This window comes from Hymenobacter bucti (assembly GCF_042681145.1).
In the GTDB taxonomy this organism is placed as follows: domain Bacteria; phylum Bacteroidota; class Bacteroidia; order Cytophagales; family Hymenobacteraceae; genus Hymenobacter; species Hymenobacter bucti.
Window position 1 is genome coordinate 158,092 of sequence record NZ_JBHUFD010000019.1, and the last position, 18,279, is coordinate 176,370.

Below are 18,279 nucleotides of genomic sequence, written 5' to 3' on the forward strand. Positions count from 1 at the left end.
TACTCCGATGAACTCGAAATACTATTTTACCCTAACCCTGGGCCTCGGCCTGAGCCTGACTTCCTGCAGCAGCTTTCTGGACCAGCTGCCGGAGTCAACCCGCACCACCACTGTTTTCTATCAAACTCGGTCGGATTTTTACAATGCATTGCTTGGCGGCTACGCCGGTCTGAAACTGCCTGGCGTTTACGCCAGCGGCTCGGGCGCGTTGATGGTGCTGGAAGAAATTGCCTCCGACAACACCACTTTCGGCGCAACTCGCCAGCCCGTCAATAACTCTATCTTCGAGATTGACGACTTATTCTTTACAAAAAGTAATACGGCTGTTCAGGACGCTTGGCGTGACCACTACCTCGCCATCGGGCGGCTTAACCCAATCATTCAAAAACTGCCGGACGCCACCCTTACGCAGGTTGATAAAGACCGTTTCGAGGGGGAAGCCCGGTTCTTGCGGGCCCTGTACTACTTCAACTTGGTGCGGCTCTTCGGCGACGTGCAGCTTATTACCGAGCCGGTGGCCGGCCCCGATGCCACGGCTAACGTACCCCGCTCACCGCAGGCGGATGTTTACCGGCTTATCATCGACGACCTGACTATTGCGGCGGCCAAGCTGCCGACCATTGCTGCCATTCCCGCTACCGAAGCCGGACGGGCCTCGCAATGGGCCGCCAAAGCCCTGCTGGGCAAGGTGTACATGCAAATGCGGGATTACACCAAAGCCTTGCCGGTGCTGCAGGATGTCAATGCCAATTCGGGAAGGTCGCTGATGGCCAGTTTCCCTGCCGTGTTTGCGGCGACTACTACCTACACGGCCAACACCGAGTATCTTTTTGCGGTGCAGTACAAGTCAGGCTTGCTAGCGCAGGGGGCCAGTGCCGTAGGTTCCTCCGGGGGCGTGGGCGTTACGCAGGGCAGCGACGTATGGTCAAACTGGGCGCCCGTCGGCTCGGGCTTTATGCTGGGCACCAACGGCGGCGGTGGCGGCGGCTTCAATACGCCCACGGCTGACCTAACCAACGCCTTTGAAACGGGTGACCCGCGCAAAGCAGCCTCCTTGCTGGAAACTTACCCACTCAGCAATACCGCTAGTGCCCCGGGTCGCTACGTGGTTAAATTCCGCCAGCAGGGCGCAGTAAACGGCGACGCCGATGTAGACTTCCCCATCCTGCGTCTGGCCGATGTAATCCTGCTTTACGCAGAGGCCCTCAACGAGCAAGGCCAGACCAGCGCTGCCATTGCTCAACTCAACCGCATCCGGACCCGGGTCAGCCTACCTGCTAAGTCCCTCACCCTAACGCAGGCCGATACCAAGCTCGCCATCGAGCAGGAGCGCCGCGTGGAACTGGCCTTCGAGAACCAACGCTGGCCCGACCTCATCCGCACTAACCGCTACGTACCTGTGATGCAGGCCAAGGGCTTTACCATCCAACCCTTTCAGAACCTGTATCCGGTGCCTCAGCGCGAGACTGACCTGAACGCTAAGCTTTCACAAAATCCCGGCTATTAACGCGGTTACTAGATGCTCAGGCTAGGCCTGCCCAGCAGCGCTGCCGCACCAAAAACCTCTGTAGCGGGTCGGAGCGAATCAGCCGGCGGAGCAGGTTGCAAAGGGGCAGCTTTGGTGGGACTTTGCTGGCCCTTGCAACCCTGCAGTGGCGTTGTTGGGCAGGCCTAGCTTGTGCATACATTCTTCAAACTTTTACCCTAGGCACCGACCTATTCGACTGCATGAAAAGAAGCTGGCTGAACTGGAGCGTGTTACTCATACTGCTGGCCGTCGGCAGCCTCCGCGGGAGGGCACAGCAACTCGTCGCCCACAGTAGCGAAATAAAGACAGACCTGGTGATAGACCTGCCCCGCCTGGGCACGGTGAAGCCGCGCCCCGCTAACGTTATCCAGTCTTCGAACTGGCTGCTGGGTTGCGAAACCCTAGACCGCGACTTTGCCGACTACGAGCAGTACAAAACTTACCTCGCGCCCCTGGGTATCAAGCGCCTGCGCATGCAGGCCGGCTGGGACAAAACCGAGAAAGTAAAGGGCCAATACGACTTCACTTGGCTGGATAACATCATCAATGACGCTACTGGGCGGGGCCTGCGGCCATGGCTCCAAATCTCCTACGGCAACCACCTCTACCCCGGCGGCGGCGGCTCCAATCTAGGTGCGGGCGTACCCACCTCGCCCGAGGCCCTGGCCGCCTGGGACCAGTGGGTAGAAGCCTTGGTGACCCGCTACAAGGGCAAGGTAACGGACTGGGAAATTTGGAACGAGCCCAACTTTGGTGACAACCTGGACAACACGCCCGCCAAGTGCGCGGCTCTGCACATCCGCACCATCGACATCATCAAGCGCGTGCAGCCCGCCGCCAAGGTGTCGGGCCTGGCCCTCGGCCACATCGACCTGGCCTACGCCGAGGCATTTTTTAAGATTATGGCCCAGAAAGGCAAACTCAAACTTTTCGACAACATCACCTACCACGACTACACCTACAACCCCGACTCCCACTACCCCAAGGTGCTGGCGCTACGCGAAATCCTGCACAGGTACGCCCCCATCATGCCCCTGCGGCAGGGCGAAAACGGCTGCCCCTCGGCCGGCGGCAGCGGGCGCGGAGCCCTGTGGGATTACGACTGGAGCGAGCTGACCCAAGCCAAGTGGGACACCCGCCGCATGCTCGGCGACCTAGGGCACGACATTGAGTCGAGCGTATTCGGCATCGTTGAGATGGCCTATACCAACGGCCCCATTAACCGACTCAACTACAAGGGCCTTCTCAAGTCAGATTCTACCAAGCGGGTCACCAGACCTAAAATGGCTTATTACGCCATCCAGCACGTCACCGCCGTCTTCGACCATTCCCTGCGGCGCATCGCGAAGGTGGAATTCCGGCACAACCTGGATTATGCCCCTCAGAATGCGCAGGATGTGGTGTACAACCTGGATACCGACCGCGGCGTGGCCGTGTATGGCTACCGGCATGCTAGCACACAGAAGCAGGTTTTCACCATCTGGGCCGACGACTACATTCCCAGCGAGTCCAACAAAACCCGGCTCCGCACCCTGACCCTGCGCAATGGCAATTTCAACCAGCCTGTGTACGTGGACATCCTCACGGGCGGGGTATATGAAATTCCGGCCACTCAGTGGAAAAAAGCCGGCGAGGTGTACACGTTCACCGGTATTCCTATTTACGACTCTCCCATTTTAATTGCCGACAAAAGCCTGGTACCCATGCTGTAATGTATTGCTTCCTCGATTTTGCTTCCGGACCACTCACGATGAAACATCTCTTTTTTCTATTCCTATTTTTCCTGCTCAGGCCGGCAGCTGCCGCAACCTGGTATGTGGCCGGCACCGGCAGTGATAATAACGACGGCAAGAGCCAGAAAACGGCCTTCCGCAGCCTGCAAAAGGCTGCCAATGTGGTGAACCCCGGCGACGTGGTGCTCATCGGTAACGGTACTTACACCAATGATAACATCGGCGACGGTGGGGCCGTGGTGTCGGTGGAGCGCTCCGGACAACCCGACGCCTGGATTACCTGGAAAGCCGCTCCCGGCCAGCGCCCCGAAATCCGACCCGTCGGCTGGACCGGCATTCAAATCCGGGCTTCGTATCAGGTATTTGAGGGCCTGACTATACGCGGCAACAACGACGCCATCAAGCTGGAAGACGCCTTGGCTGATTCCAAAAACCCTAAAGCCAACCCCTATTTCAACACCAACGGCATCTGTTTTGACGGCCGTAAAGCCAGTCCCGAGGCCAAGCCCCACCACGCCATTATTCGCCGCTGCGTGGTAGCCAAATGTGCCGGCGGCGGCATCACGGGGCTGGAAATCGATTACCTCACCATCGAGGACTGCCAGGTGTACGACAACGCCTGGTTTATGCGCTACGGCGGCTCGGGCATCACGCTGCTCAATAATTGGGCCTTCGACGACGCCCCGGGTTACCACATCGTCATCCAGCGCAATCAAGTGTGGAACAACAAGACCATGGTGCCGTGGGATAGAATTGGCAAACTCAGCGACGGTAACGGCATTCTGCTTGATGTGACGGACCAACCCACGGCCTCGCCCGGCGCTACCAATCCCAATGGCGACGCCGTCGTGAAGCCCGAAGCTGCTACCAACCCCAACGGCGACGCCCCGGTGAACGCCATCCCTAAGCCTGAGGCCCCCCAGTTCAAGCGGCCGGAATGGAAGGGCCGGGCCCTGATTGCCAACAACGTGAGCGCCCACAACGGCGGCTCGGGCATTCACACCTTCCGTACCAAGCACGTCGACATCATTAACAACACCACCTACTGGAACGGGCAGGTGGTTGGCTACGAGGAGCTGTTTGCCAACCGGTCCGAGGACGTGATAATTCTCAACAACATCATCGTGCCCAAGGCCAGCGGCAAAGTCACCAGTAATAACCGCAATATCAATGTGCGCTGGGACTACAACCTCTACCCCGACGCCCAGCAGGTGATGACCGGCCCCCACGACCTCGTGGCCGACCCTAAGTTTATAAATGCCCAGATTGATTTAAGCAAAGCTGATTTCCGGCTGGTGCCCGGCAGTGCGGCCCGGGACTCGGGCGGCAACGAACTGCCCCAGCCCACCGACCTCACCGGCAGGAAGCGGCCTCAGGGCGCGGGGCGCGACCGGGGCGCTTACGAGCAGTAGCCAAGACAACCCATAGCGGGCTTGCATCCTACTGCAAGTCACTGCCAAGCCTCCGTCGGCAACTTTGACTGGTTGAACCGGCTGCCTCTTTCCTCACTGCTATGAAACTGCTTCATCCGCTGCGCTGCTTGGCTGTGCTCCTTGGCGTATTCATGGCCTCGGCCTACTGCCCGCCCATTGACTCACCAAAATATCTGAATCCGAAGTTCAGTACCGAGGAACGGGTGACAGACCTGGTGAGCCGCCTCACGCTGAAGCAGAAAATCAAGCTGCTTATGTACACCAGCACGGCCATCGACAGCGCGGGGCTTAAGGTGCCGGCCTACAACTGGTGGAACGAGTGCCTGCACGGCGTGGCCCGCGCCGGTAAAGCCACTGTCTTCCCGCAAAGCATCGCCCTGGCGGCCACTTTCGACCCCGCCCTGGCCGGGCGCGTGGCCGCCGCCATTTCCGACGAGGCGCGGGCCAAGTACGAGCAGTTTTCCCGCGCCGACAAACGGGGCATCTACCAGGGCCTGAACTTCTGGACGCCCAACATCAACATCTTCCGCGACCCGCGCTGGGGCCGCGGCATGGAAACCTACGGCGAGGACCCCTACTTGACGGGCCAACTGGCCGGGGCCTTTATCCGGGGCATTCAGGGCGACAACCCGAAATATTTCAAGGCCATTGCCACTGTCAAGCACTTTGCCGTGCACAGCGGCCCAGAGGCCTCGCGCAGCCGGTTCGACGCCGTGGTCAGCGACCGGGACTTCTACCAGACGTACACGCCGGCCTTCAAAACCTGCATTCAGGACGCTAAAGCCTACTCGGTGATGTGCGCCTACAATCGCTTTCGCGGCGAGCCCTGCTGCGGCAGTACTTTCCTACTGCACGACGTGCTGCGCCAGCAGTGGGGCTTCAACGGCTTTATCGTGACGGACTGCGGGGCGGTGGGCATGTTCCACAAAAAGGGCACGCACGAGGTGGTGCCCACTCCCGAGCAGGCCGTCGCGCTGGCCATCAAGGCCGGCGTGGACCTGGAGTGCGGCAGCACCTTCAACGCCCTCGATAAAGCCCTGGCGCAGAAGCTGGTGACCGAGGCCGAGCTGGACGTGGCGCTTGAGCGCCTGTTCACGGCCCGCTTCAAGCTCGGCTTCTTCGACGACCCCAAGGAGAATGCCTACACCCGCATTCCTTACTCGACGGTGGAGTCGGCGGCGCACGTGGGGCTGGCGCTGGAAACGGCGCAGAAGTCCATCGTGCTGCTGAAAAACGAGAACAACACGCTGCCGCTGGCCAAAACTATCAAAACTCTGGCCGTGGTGGGCCCAAACGCGGACGACGAGGAAGTGCCGCTGGCCAACTACCACGGCTTTCCCTCGCGGGTGGTGACGCCGCTGGCCGGCCTGCGCACCCGCCTGCCTAATACCAAAATTCTCTACGCCAAAGGCAGCCGCCACACGGCCGAGGTGCCCTCGCTGAACCTAGTGCCCACCGACTACCTGTTCACCACGGCCGCCGCCAACGTGCACGGCCTCACCGCCGAGTACTTTCCCAACAACAAGTTCGAGGGCCAACCTACCCTCAGCCGGGTAGACAAGACCGTTGACTTCTACTGGATTAACGACTTGCCGGTCAAAGGCTTCGACCGGCAGAACTTCAGCGTGCGCTGGCGCGGCTACCTCAAGGCTCCCGTGTCGGGGCGCTACAGTTTGGGCGTGTACGGCTACGACCAAGGCCAGCTGCTGCTCAACGACAGCGCGGTGGTGGACATCAACGACGAGCACGAAGCCCAGTTGCGCTACAAAGTTCTGACCCTTGAAGCCGGCAAAACCTACAAGCTGGAGCTGCGCTTTGCCAGCTCCAAGGCCGCGCCCCTGGTCAAGCTCAAGTGGGAAGTGCCGGGCCAGGACTTGCAGGCCCAGGCCGTGGAAGTCTGCAAGCAAGCCAATGCCGTGGTGCTGTGCATGGGCCTCTCGCCCCGCATCGAGGGCGAGGCCATGAAAGGGTTTGCCGTGGACGGCTTTTTCGAGGGCGACCGCACCAAACTCAAGCTCCCGGACACCCAGTTGGCCTTAATCAAAGCCGTGCAAGCGCTGGGTAAACCCGTGGTGCTGGTGCTGCTCAACGGCAGCGCCGTGGCCGTGAACTGGGAAAACGAGCACCTACCGGCCATCGTGGAGGCCTGGTACGGCGGGCAGCAGGCTGGCAACGCGCTGGCCGACGTGCTGACCGGCGCCGTGAATCCCTCCGGCCGCCTGCCGGTGACTTTTTACACTTCGGAAACGCAGCTGCCGGCTTTCGACAACTACTCCATGCAGGGCCGCACCTACCGCTACTTCGCCGGCCAGCCGCTCTACGAGTTCGGCTACGGCCTGAGTTACAGCAGCTTTACTTACTCCGGCCTGAAAGTGGCCGCCGCGGCGGCCCTTGGCCAGCCCGTGACAGTGAGTGCCACGGTCCGCAACTCCGGCGCGCGGGCGGGCGACGAAATCGTGCAGCTTTACCTGGCCAACACGACTAGCAAAAACCAGCCCGAGTTGCGCACGCTCAAAGGCTTCCGGCGCGTGACGCTCAAGCCGGGCGAGTTGCGCACCGTCACCTTCCAGCTCGCGGCGGCCGACTTTTCGACCATCGACGACGCCGGCCAGCGGGTGCTCAACCCCGACGCCTTTACGATTTCGGTCGGTGGCCGGCAGCCCACTAAAAGCGCGCGAACCGGGCAGGTTCTCACGCAGGCGCTGCGCCTCACCGGCACCCCCAAAGCCCTGAAACGCTAGCTTCCACTGCACTCCGCAGCTTCTCCGTTCCCACCCCGGCTTTTTTACACAACATGCCAGCAGTCAGATTCCTAGCATCCCGAATTAAGTATTTGGCTATCGGCTGCTTGCTGCTATTAAGTCGCCCTGCTTCGGCGCAGCAGAAGCTGCTGACGCAGCCGGGCACTTTTGCAGTGGGTTGCAACTACTGGGCCTCGCACGCGGGTACGCACATGTGGCGCAACTGGCGCCCGGAGGTGATTGAGCAGGACTTCAAGCAGCTGTCGGAAAATGGCATTCGGGTGCTGCGAGTGTTTCCGCTGTGGCCCGATTTTCAGCCCATTCACAAGGTATACGCCAACGAGGGAGGCGTCAAGTACATTGCCTGGGCCAATGGTCAGCCCCTACCCCCGGCCGGCGTGGGGGCCGCGGGCATGAGCGAAGAGCAGCTGCAACACTTCGAGGTATTGGCGACGCTGGCCCAGAAGTACAACCTCAAGCTAGTCGTGGGCCTGATAACGGGCTGGATGAGCGGCCAGCTTTACGTGCCGCCGGCGCTGGAAGGCCGCAATGTCATCACTGACCCGGAGGCACTGGCGTGGCAGCAGAAGTTCATCACTACGTTCGTGCGTCGGCTTAAAAATCAGCCCGCCATCGTGGCCTGGGACTTTGGCAACGAGTGCAACGCAATGGGCAAAGTTGACAATCACCACCAGGCCTACGTGTGGTCGGCGGTGCTGGCCGGGGCCATCAGAAGCGAGGACCAGACCCGGCCCCTGGTCTCGGGTATGCACAGCCTCAGCGCCGAGGACAACGCCTCCTGGCGCATCGAGGACCAGGCCGCCACTACCGACGTACTAACCACTCACCCCTACTCGCTCTGGACCAAATACGCTAGTCAGGACGGTATCAACACGATGCGCACCATCCTGCACGCGGCGGCCGAAACCCGACTCTACGGCGACCTGGGCGGCAAGCCAGCTCTCACCGAGGAAACTGGCGTGATGGGCCCCATGACCGGCGGCGAAAAGGAGAAAGCTGCCTTCGCCCGCACCGCCCTGTTTTCGAATTGGGTCCACGACTGCATGGGCACGCTCTGGTGGTGCGCCTACGACCAGCTCAGCTTCGCCTACCCGCCCTACAACTACGCCTCCGTGGAAGGCGAGCTCGGGCTCATCAGGGAAGACCGTACTCCCAAACCGGTGCTGGGCGAGCTGAAAGCGTTCAGCAATTTCGTTGGCAAATTGCCATTCCTGGCCCTGCCACCGCGCAAAACCGAGGCCGTCTGCATCCTTACCGAAGGCCAAGACACCTGGGGCGTGGCTTACTCTAGCTTCGTGCTGGCCAAGCAGGCCGGCTTCGACTTCCGGTTCAGCAAAGCCGGGCAGGAGTTGCCCGACGCGCCGCTTTACCTGCTGCCGTCGCTGAAGGGCATCGACCCGTTTCGCAAAGACTATTGGTTGAAGCTGCTGGCTAAGGTGAAGGGCGGGGCCACGCTGTACTTGTCGCTCGACGACGCCTACCTGCCCACGTTCAACAAGCCGCTGGGCGTGGAGGTGCGCACCAACACCAAGCGGCGCGATAACGTCAGATTCGTTGCCAAGCTGCTCGGCGACAGCCTAAAATTTAGTGCCGCCGCCGAGCGCAAGCTTAGCATCAACCCTAAGCAGGCCGCCGTACTGGCCCGCGAGGCTGACGGCAACCCGGTGCTGCTGCAAACCGCCTATGGCAAAGGCCGTATCTACCTGCTCACCTTCCCACTGGAGCAAAACCTGGCGGGCCAGCCCGGTGCTTTCGACCCCGGCCAGCCCTCCTACGCCAACATTTACCACGAAATAGCTCGCCCGCAGCTCGCCGAGCGGGTGCTCACGCAGGCCAACCCATCCATCGGCGTGACCGAGCATGCGCTCAGCGCCACCGAGAAAGTGGTGGTTCTCATCAATTACAACCCGGCCGATGTCGTGACCACCGCCCGGCTGCGCGAGGGATGGAAAATCACGGACAGCTTGTATGGTCCCAGGCCGTCCGGTGCGCCGCTATCCATCAGAGCTAATGATGCGCTGGTACTCACACTGCGCAAGAAATAATAGCATCTTCCGCAGCCTGCTGGCCTGTTGGGTATTGAGCCTGGTTGGGCCGCTTCCGGGAAGCCAACCTACTCCTCAACTCGCAGCTGCCGCAACTGCTGCTCTTGGTGCCGCATGCTGCCCTGGTCAGCTCGGAAGGCCTCGCCGACAAAGGCGACAAGCTGCATTTCGACGCGGCCTCAGCCAGCGAACTAGGCCGCCACTATGCCACCCCAATGCTGGCGCTCCAGCGCGCGGCAGCGCCTAAGCGAGGCAAAAGGACCGGTGACCCTTGCGGACAAACAGCTTTTCATGAACTGCCACTACGAAACGAATGACCCTGAAATTTTACGCGCCTGAATGGGGCAACTCGCTGCCCTTCGACACTTTTTGCCGCAATGTGCGGGCCAGCGGCTACGACGGCGTAGAAATGGCGCTGCCCCTCCAGGCCCCCGCTTGCCGCGAGATGCTGGCCACGCTACGCGACCACGGCCTGGAGCTGATTGGCCAGTACTACCAGTCGCTGGAGCGTGACCCGGCCGAGCACGCGCGCAGCTACGAAAAATACCTGCGCCACCTCGCGGCTGCCCGCCCCATTTTCATCAATTGCCAGACGGGCAAGGACTTCTTCACGACGGCGAACAACACGCAGCTTTTTGAGTTGGCCGCGCGCATCTCGACCGAAACGGGCGTGCCCATCCTGCACGAAACCCACCGGGGCAAGGCGCTGTTTGCCGCCCACGTGTGCCAGCAGTACCTAACGGCCCTGCCCGAACTGCGCCTCACGCTCGACATCTCGCACTGGTGCAACGTGCACGAATCCTTGCTCGAAGACCAGCCCGAAGCCGTGAGGCTGGCCCTGAGCCGCACCGGCCACCTGCACAGCCGGGTGGGCCACCCCGAAGGGCCCCAGGTGAGCGACCCGCGCGCCCCGGAATGGGCCCCGGCCCTGGCCGCTCACCTGGCCTGGTGGGACCAGGTGGTGGCCCGCCACCGCGCGGCCGGCACGCCGCTCACCATCACCACCGAGTTTGGCCCGGCGCCCTACCTGCCGCTGCTGCCCTACACCCAGCAGCCAGTAGCCAGCCAGTGGGACATCAATGTGTTCATGCTAAACCTGTTGAAAGCGCGCTACGGCTAGCCGCGCGGTGCGGCGTGCAGCAGGGCCTCACCCCGGCGGTAGGCGGCGGGCGACACGCCCATCTGCTTGCGAAACAGCCGCGAGAAATACAGCGGGTCGTCGATGCCCAGCTCGGCGGCCACTTCATTGACCCGCAATTGGCTGAAATGCAGCAACTGGCACGCCCGCTGAATGCGCAGGTGGTTGAAATACTCGATGGGCGCGTAGCCGGTGTCCTGCTTAAACTTGCGCGAGAAAAACGCCACTGACAGGTGCGCCGCTTCGGCAATGCCCGCCACGGTGAGGGCCCGCGACAGGTTGGCTTGCATGAACGTGATGGCCTTGCCGGTGGCACTCACCGGGCCCAGGGGTTCGCGCGAGGGCCGGAAGCTGTCGGGCTGCACGAAGGATGCCAGGAAATAAGCCAGGCTGAGGTTGGCAAACAGCAGGTTGGCGGGGCTGTAGCCTTTGAGCAGCGTCTCGTAAATCCGGTCGAACAGCGCCATGCGCTCGGCGGCGAAGGGCACTGGCAAGCCCAGGGCCGGACTTCGCGCCTCCGCCATCAGGGCCTCCGCCAAGGCATCGGACTGGTGGCCGCTCAGGTGCAGCCAGTGTATTGTCCATGAGTTGTGCGCGTCGGCCCCGTAGGCGTGGGGCACGCCCGCGCGAATAATGAAGACCTCATCGGCGCGCAACTCCACCCGGCCCTGGGGGAGCTGTATCCAGCCCTGCCCGTCGGTGCAGTAAAGTAAAATGGCTTGGTTGAAGCCTGAGGGCCTCTGATAGTAATGGTGTTGGGCTTTGGGATAGAAGCCGATTTTTGTCAGAAATAACCCATTGATAACGGGCAGCTGCCAGCACTTCTCTTCGGTTTGGCCCGGAATTTCGATGATGCGCTCCCCGGCAAAGCCCCGGCTCTTGTGCGTTTCCTCCTTCATACGCCATAAGCAGAATAGTCCATATTTAGGCGAATATACTTTATCTACCGTGTATGCAAACCCCAGACATTTGCATCAGACTCACGCACCCGAAAATGCCATTAAGCGAAGCGTTTGTGCTGGCTGAGCCCACCAAACGAACAACCCTGCTTCAGCTGTGAGGACACCAAGTGAACCAGACCTTCACTCTCATTTCTTTTTCTCATTCATAAACACTTCTCGCCATGACAACTCCCGCACTATCCCCGGAACAAATCCAGCAGTACCACCAGGACGGCTACCTGATTGTGCGCAACTTTCTGAGCCCTGCCGAAATCGACAAGCTGCACGGTGTGGCCTTGGAAGACAGTGCGATGAGCAAACACGCCATCAACGTGAACGACAGCACCGGTAAGCGGAGCAAGCTCTCGCTTTGGTACAAGCCCGGCGACGACGTGTACGGCCTGCTCACCCGTCGCCAAAGCCTGGTCGATGCCGTGGACGCCCTGCTCGACGGCGACGCCCCGGTGTGCCATTTCCACTCCAAGCTCATGCAGAAGGAGCCCCGCGTGGGCGGCGCCTGGGAGTGGCACCAGGACTATGGCTACTGGTACAAAAATGAGTTTTTGCTGCCCGAACAGATGATGTCGGTGATGGTGGCCATTACGGAAGCCAACCGCGCCAACGGTTGCCTGCAGGTGGTGCCCGGCTCGCACAAGATGGGCCGCGTCGAGCACGGCTTCGCCGGTGAGCAGGTGGGCGCCTCGCAGCGCTACGTGGACCTGGCCCTGCAAACCATGCCGCTGGTGTACGTGGAGCTGCAAGCCGGCGACGTGCTCTTCTTCCACAGCAATATCCTGCACCGCTCTGAAGCCAACCTGTCGGACCAACCGCGCTGGTCGATGATTTCGTGCTATAACCGCGCCTCCAACATCGGCTACAACGACTCGGCCTCCTCCAACTCCAGCATCACGCCCCTTGAAACCGTGCCCGACGACGCCCTGCTGCGCCGCGAAGCGCACGGCATGGCCGAAGACGGCGCCGACTTCCTGCGCAAAGAAGCCGACGTGGCGTTGAAATAGCGGCTGAACAGCACGCCCTGCTCAGCCGGCGTTCGCGCAGCCGAAGCGTCTCTACCGCACTAGTAAATGCATACTTGCGCGGTAGAAACGCTTCGACCAGCTCAGCAGGACTGTTCTTATCCGCCCGGCCCCACTCTCATTATCCTCCCCCAAAAATCCCACCCCCATGGCTCTGGTTGTTCCTGTTTCGGCGGTTGATAGCGCACGGGTTGCCTCCCTGAACCGCGCGTACGTGTACCTGCTCGGCGGCATTGCCGCGCTGGGCGGCGTGTTGTTTGGGTTCGATATGGTCATTATTTCGGGCACGGTGCCGTTTTTCACCCAGGCCTTTGCACTCAGCGGCTGGCAAACCGGCTGGGCCGTGGGCTGCATCAACCTGGGCGCGGCCCTCGGTGCCCTCGTGGGCGGCAAGCTCAGCGACACGCTGGGCCGCAAAAAGCTGCTCATGGGCTGCGCCCTGCTCTTTGCCCTCACGGGCGCCGGCACAGGCTGGGCCGGCAGCTTTGCGGCCTTCGTGGCGTTTCGGATACTGAGCGGAGTGGCCGTGGGCGCGGCGGCGCTGGTCTGCCCCATGTACGTGGCCGAAATCTCGCCCGCGCCGCTGCGCGGCCGGCTGGTGTCGTTCTACCAGTTGTCCATCGTGAGCGGGATTTTGCTGGCCTACCTGTCCAATTACTTGCTGCTCAACAGCGGCCCCGACAACTGGCGATGGATGTTTTCCTCGCAGGCCGTGCCCGCGCTGCTGTTTTTCGGCGGCCTGTTTCTGGTGGCCGAAAGCCCCCGCTGGCTCATTGGCAAGCAGCGCCCGGCCGAGGCCGAGCGGCTGCTCACGCGCATCGGCGGCTCCGAATACGCGCAGGCCGAGGCCGCCCAAATCGAGGCCAGCTTCGCGCACCTTACCACCGAATCGGTCGGTTCCCTGTTCAGCCGGGAGCTGTGGCCGGTGGTGTTTATTGGGGTGGTGGTGGCGGTTTTTTCTCAGGCCGTGGGGCAAAACTCCCTGTTTTCGTACGCGCCGGTGCTGTTTCAGCAGGCGGGCATGGGCCGGGACTCGGCCTTTTTGCAGTCCATCATCATCGGGGTCATCAACTTCGTGTTCACCTTCATCGCCATCGGCACCATCGACCGCATCGGGCGCAAACGCCTGCTGCAAGCCGGCGCCGCCCTGCTCTGTCTCGATGCGCTGGCGCTGGCGGCCGCGTTCTACTGGCGGCTGCCCGGCGCGTGGGTGCTCGGCTTCGTGCTGGCCTTCATTGCCATCTATGCGGCCACGCTGGGCCCGGTGACCTGGGTGGCCCTGTCGGAAATTTTTCCAAACCGCATCCGGGGCAACGCCATGGCACTGGCCACGCTGGCCCTGTGGGTGACCAATTTCTTCACCACGACCTCCTTTCCCGTCCTGAAAGACTCGCTGGGCCTGCCCTTCACGTTCGGGTTGCACGCGGTGTTGTGCTTGGTGTACTTCCTGTTTGTACGCGCCCGCATACCCGAAACCAAAGGCAAGTCGCTGGAAGAGATTGAGCGCGAACTGACGGGTGCCTAACGCCCTATTCTAGCTTACCAGGCAGCACGTGGCACAATACCCGCCGGCGCTCCCGCATCCTCACTTTTATATGAACAAGAAACCGCGCCTGGCCGTGGACATGGACGAAGTAATGGCCGATATTATTGCCCGCTTTCGGGAGTGGTACAGCCGCGATTTCCAAGCCGAATTATCGGCCGAGGCCCTGCACGGCAAGCACTTTGCCGATGCTGTGGCCCCCGAGCACCAGCCGGCGATGCGGGCTTATCCCAATGCGCCGGGCTTCTTCAAAGACCTGCCGCTGATGGCCGGCAGCCAGCAGGTGATGCGCGAGCTGGTCAGGCACTACGAGGTATTCATCGTAACGGCCGCCATGGAATTCCCAAATTGCTTCTCCGACAAGTTCGAGTGGCTGCAACGCCACTTTCCTTTCCTATCGTGGCGCCACTACGTCTTTTGCGGGGACAAAAGCATCATCCGCGCCGATTACCTGATTGACGACAACGCCTACAACTTCGACGGCTTTTCGGGGGAGGGCCTCCTGTTTGACGCGCCCCACAACGCCCACGAAACCCGCTACCGCCGCGCGCGCGGTTGGCAGGAAGTGGCGACGCTGTTGCTGCCCGATACGGTACGCCTCGGCCACCATTCGCCAGGCATTCCCCCCACACTCTCCAGCCGCTAATCCCTCCGCATGCAATTCAACGTTCTCTTTCTCCTGGCCCTGCTGCTGCCCTGGCAGCGCGCAACGGCGCAGGGCGTGGGTAACTGGTCGATGACGACCCAGGGTCTGCCGGTGTACCAGTACATGGGCCAGCTGCCGGCCAGGGCCATTGATAAAGAGGGCAAGGACGCCATGCTGCCCGACGACCCGTATTTCTTGCTCGGCAACTACCGGCTGACCTTGTTCACGCACGCCAGCGGCATCTACCAGCTGCTGACCGGCGAGCGGGCCTGGGCCCGCATCAACGGCACGGCGCAGCCCAACTACGGCTGGAACGAGGCCAGCTTGGTGAGTAACGGTCAGAAAACGCTGCTGACGGGCCTGAAGTCGGTGGGTGCAAAGCCGGGCACCCAAAAGGCCTTCGGCGTGGGCTTCGCCCGCTACCGCTACCAATTGCTGGGTGGCCTTGTCTGCACACGCGTCATCTCGGTCAAGCCTTCGCCAAAAATCAATACCGGCAATCCGGCGTTTGTCATCACGGTCATGTTGGAAAATACCGGCTCAAAGCCCCAAAAAGTGACCTATTCTGAGCGAATGCTGGTGAATTACGTGCTGAACAGCACCCAATTCACCGACCCGCAAAAGCGCCCTCTTCTGTATAAATCAAAAGCCACTGTTGACCCCGGCCAGCAGCTGGCCCTGGCCGAGATTGGCTACGACGCTAACACACTGCTCGCCATTCCCGGTAAGGAAGCCCGGTATACTTACGACGTGAGCCCGCCGGCCGTGTTCATGTCAGCGAAAAGCGCGGGTAATAAGCAGTCCAAAGCCATGCTTAGCGCCGTGCAGGACACCCTGGCCACCTCGCTAAACACCACGCTGAAACGCGGCGAAACCAAAACCTTCAACATCGTCATTGGCATAGCCGACCGTAAGAATTTTGCGGCCACCCAGATGCAGGTCGATGACCTGTTTATCAACGCCGAGCTGAGTAACCCGACCGAAGGCCTTTTTGCTCAGCAGTGGAAAGCCCGACTGCCCGACCTGGCAGCGGAAAAAGACGACGTATTGCGCCGCGAAATGCTTTGGAACGCCCACATGGTGGAAGCCTCGGCTACGTACAGCGACTACTACAAGGAAACCTTCATCCCGCAGGGCACCGTGTATGCCTACCACTTCGGCGACAACATCTCGAACCGTGACCATTTGCAGGCCGCCCTACCGGCCTGCTACACCAACCCCGAACTGGCCAAATCGGCCATTCGCTACGTCATCATGCACTCCGAGGCCGACGGCGAAATCAAGCGCGGCGACGCGGGCTTCGGCTACTCACCGCCGTCCTTGTACAAGGAAAGCGACGAGCAGCTCTATTTCTTTAACACCCTGGCCGAGTATCTCCTCATCACCAAAGACTATCAGTTCTTAAACGAAAAGGTGGCGTACTACCCGGCCGAGGACCGCAAAACCGACGCGCTGCTTAACGTGGTAAAGAAATATTTCATCTACCTGCGCGACGAAATCGGCACCGGACCGAGCGGCCTCGTCAAAATGCTGAATTCGGACTGGAGCGATAGCTTTTTCCACGAATACTCCCCGAACCGCTACTCCTGGTCGGCCGAGTCACACCTGAATTCGGCCATGGTGCTGGCCATTTTCCCCAAACTAATTGACGCACTTCGCCTATCGGGCAACCCCGATGCCGCAGCGCTCATCACCGCCCTAGAAACCTACCGCATGGCCATCGAGCAGGTGTTCATGAAGGATTTGGGCAATCGCAAATTCGCGGCCCGCGCCTACCTCAATGACGAAGTCCGCTTTGGGCTCGACAACGTCTGCATCGAACCGCAGGGCTACGTACTGCAAATACCCACCCTACCCAATGAGCGTAAGCGTGCGATGTACGAATATATCAAAAGCAAGCTCCTGGCGCCCGAAAAAACCGGAATGCGGACCCGTGAAACCCCTCTCTGGAAAAACAAGCCGGAGGGAGAAGACGGCGGTATCTGGTTTTCGCTGGAATACCCCGTGCTGCTCGGCGTGGCTACGTTCGACAAACCCGAAGCCTGGGCGCTGCTCAAGCGGTTCTCGTTCGACAATTACGCCCGAAACTACCCCAACTACTGGCTCGGCCAATGGACAGCCCCGGACGACCTGAACTCTACCCTATCAACCCGGGCAGGCTTGTACGCCTTCTGGGAGCCCGATTTGCGGCGAGCATTTCAGGGCTTTTGCTCGCACCCACACACCTGGCCGCTGTTCTGTTACTTTAAGCTGCGGGAAGACGCGGGTACGGGCCAACACCACTAATGCGTGAGCCCAGGCGCTTTACCTGAAAAAGCATTCCGCTGCGGGCACTAGCCAGGCTTCTAGTGTGCGGGAATCAGGCCGGATTTGCCGGTAACGCCCGCCCCGCTCTCGGGCAAAGGCTTTCGCGTGAACTGGAGCCGGCGCGACGACTACGCCGACATCGACCGGGTGATGTGCTACCTAACGGGCGAGAACTACGATACTTGCGTGGGCATCGATGGCCTTGGTTAAAAGCTTGGTCCAAAAGTTAATCGAGGACTTGACTACTCCTGCCTTTGGGTGCGCTCACTAGCGGGCCATTTCTCCCCGTTTTCGGAAGGCGCCCGGGGAAGTCCCCACTACTTTGCGAAATAAGCGATTGAAGTACTTCGCATCATCAAACTGCAGCTGATAGGCAACCTCATTGACTGACAGCTCAGGGGTGACCAACAGCCGCTGCGCTTCGCGCATCACGGCCTGTTGCAGGTGATAGGTCACCGAGAAGCCCGTCACGGCCCGGATGGTATCGTTGAGGTAGCTGGCGGAAACACAGAGGGTCGCCGCCAACTCCGCTGGTCGCCGCAGGGCGGTCGCCGGCTGCCGCAGCAGTTGCTTAACGGCTTTTGTCAACTCCAGCTGGCGGGCCGAGTGTGTGCCGAGCGCCAACTTCTCGCCCGCCAGGTACGCGGCGGCTACCTGATAAAGAAACGCCCGCACCAGCGCCTGCAGGATGGACTGGCGAAACAACTGATTCGTATCAGCATAGATGGGATAAGCCTGTTGCAGCAGCGCACAAAAGCGGGCGGATTGCGCCGGGACCAGGGGGAGTAGGACGACCTCGGAGAGGCATTGCTCCAGGATGTCGCGCAGGGGCTCGTCCAGCAGCGTGGGCGCAAACGCCAGGTACCAGCCCCGCTCCAGCCGCGCCGACACAAGGCGGTGCAGCTGCCCGGGATACGAGAGGAAAAGCGACTGGTCGGTTAGTTGCACGGGCTGGAAGTCCACCTCAAAGGCTGCGTCGCCTTGCTCGAGCAGCACACAGTAGTAGTAATCGTGGCGGTGCGCCTGGGACACCTCATAGGCTGGACGACCCGTCTTTTCGGCCCCCAGCGGCGCGAGGTAGATGTTGGAAAACGGCTCCTTCATGCCATGCACCGGGATGGGGGATTCTCTACTCATAGCAAGTGGGGCATTAACTAGCCAATGTA

General features: G+C 61.0%; 14 protein-coding genes. 12 read left to right on the plus strand and 2 right to left on the minus strand.

Translation table 11 applies throughout. The features are described 5' to 3' along the window. Positions 1–7 precede the first annotated feature (7 nt). From ACFSDX_RS24415 to ACFSDX_RS24445, 7 genes are all read left to right on the plus strand, one after another. Positions 8–1,507, plus strand: a complete 1,500-nt coding sequence (locus ACFSDX_RS24415) for a RagB/SusD family nutrient uptake outer membrane protein (protein WP_382318481.1) — start codon at positions 8–10, stop codon at positions 1,505–1,507. 221 nt (positions 1,508–1,728) lie between these two features. Further along, entirely contained in the window at positions 1,729–3,240 is a 1,512-nt protein-coding gene (locus ACFSDX_RS24420) for a GH39 family glycosyl hydrolase (RefSeq protein WP_382318483.1), read from the plus strand. 38 nt (positions 3,241–3,278) lie between these two features. Continuing rightward, positions 3,279–4,673: a right-handed parallel beta-helix repeat-containing protein gene (locus tag ACFSDX_RS24425; RefSeq protein WP_382318485.1), complete on the plus strand. Its 1,395-nt coding sequence runs from the start codon at positions 3,279–3,281 to the stop codon at positions 4,671–4,673. A 101-nt stretch (positions 4,674–4,774) separates the two neighbouring features. Further along, complete coding sequence (locus ACFSDX_RS24430) at positions 4,775–7,435, plus strand: glycoside hydrolase family 3 C-terminal domain-containing protein (RefSeq protein WP_382318487.1); 2,661 nt, start codon at positions 4,775–4,777, stop codon at positions 7,433–7,435. A gap of 107 nt (positions 7,436–7,542) precedes the next feature. Continuing rightward, the gene (locus ACFSDX_RS24435) at positions 7,543–9,501 is read left to right on the plus strand and encodes a glycoside hydrolase 5 family protein (RefSeq protein ID WP_382318489.1); all 1,959 of its coding nucleotides are present in this window, start codon (positions 7,543–7,545) and stop codon (positions 9,499–9,501) included. A gap of 104 nt (positions 9,502–9,605) precedes the next feature. Beyond that, positions 9,606–9,818 (plus strand): sialate O-acetylesterase, encoded by a 213-nt coding sequence (locus tag ACFSDX_RS24440; RefSeq protein WP_382318750.1) that lies wholly within the window; start codon positions 9,606–9,608, stop codon positions 9,816–9,818. Continuing rightward, entirely contained in the window at positions 9,815–10,621 is an 807-nt protein-coding gene (locus ACFSDX_RS24445; RefSeq protein ID WP_382318491.1) for a sugar phosphate isomerase/epimerase family protein, read from the plus strand. Before ACFSDX_RS24440 ends, ACFSDX_RS24445 begins: the two co-directional genes overlap by 4 nt. Here the strand turns inward: ACFSDX_RS24445 and ACFSDX_RS24450 are convergent. Beyond that, positions 10,618–11,538, minus strand: coding sequence for an AraC family transcriptional regulator (locus tag ACFSDX_RS24450; protein ID WP_382318493.1), 921 nt, complete (start codon positions 11,536–11,538; stop codon positions 10,618–10,620). The two genes, ACFSDX_RS24445 and ACFSDX_RS24450, sit on opposite strands and share 4 nt — an antisense overlap. 224 nt (positions 11,539–11,762) lie before the next feature. Between ACFSDX_RS24450 and ACFSDX_RS24455 the strand changes: the two genes are divergently transcribed. The 5 genes from ACFSDX_RS24455 (at position 11,763) to ACFSDX_RS24475 (ending at position 17,323) form a co-directional block, all read left to right on the plus strand. Further along, positions 11,763–12,599, plus strand: coding sequence for a phytanoyl-CoA dioxygenase family protein (locus ACFSDX_RS24455; protein ID WP_382318495.1), 837 nt, complete (start codon positions 11,763–11,765; stop codon positions 12,597–12,599). Positions 12,600–12,765: 166 nt separating this feature from the next. Further along, a complete protein-coding gene (locus tag ACFSDX_RS24460; protein ID WP_382318497.1) occupies positions 12,766–14,142 on the plus strand; it encodes a sugar porter family MFS transporter in 1,377 nt (458 codons plus the stop codon). 70 nt (positions 14,143–14,212) lie between these two features. Further along, positions 14,213–14,806 (plus strand): 5' nucleotidase, NT5C type, encoded by a 594-nt coding sequence (locus ACFSDX_RS24465; RefSeq protein WP_382318499.1) that lies wholly within the window; start codon positions 14,213–14,215, stop codon positions 14,804–14,806. Between the two features lie 9 nt (positions 14,807–14,815). After that, positions 14,816–17,092, plus strand: coding sequence for a glucosidase family protein (locus ACFSDX_RS24470; protein WP_382318501.1), 2,277 nt, complete (start codon positions 14,816–14,818; stop codon positions 17,090–17,092). 84 nt (positions 17,093–17,176) lie between these two features. After that, positions 17,177–17,323, plus strand: coding sequence for a hypothetical protein (locus ACFSDX_RS24475; protein WP_382318503.1), 147 nt, complete (start codon positions 17,177–17,179; stop codon positions 17,321–17,323). Between the two features lie 57 nt (positions 17,324–17,380). On the opposite strand, the gene ACFSDX_RS24480 is transcribed toward ACFSDX_RS24475, so the two are convergent. Continuing rightward, on the minus strand, positions 17,381–18,250 hold the full coding sequence (locus ACFSDX_RS24480) for a helix-turn-helix domain-containing protein (protein ID WP_382318505.1): 870 nt from the start codon (positions 18,248–18,250) through the stop codon (positions 17,381–17,383). Positions 18,251–18,279: the final 29 nt, after the last annotated feature.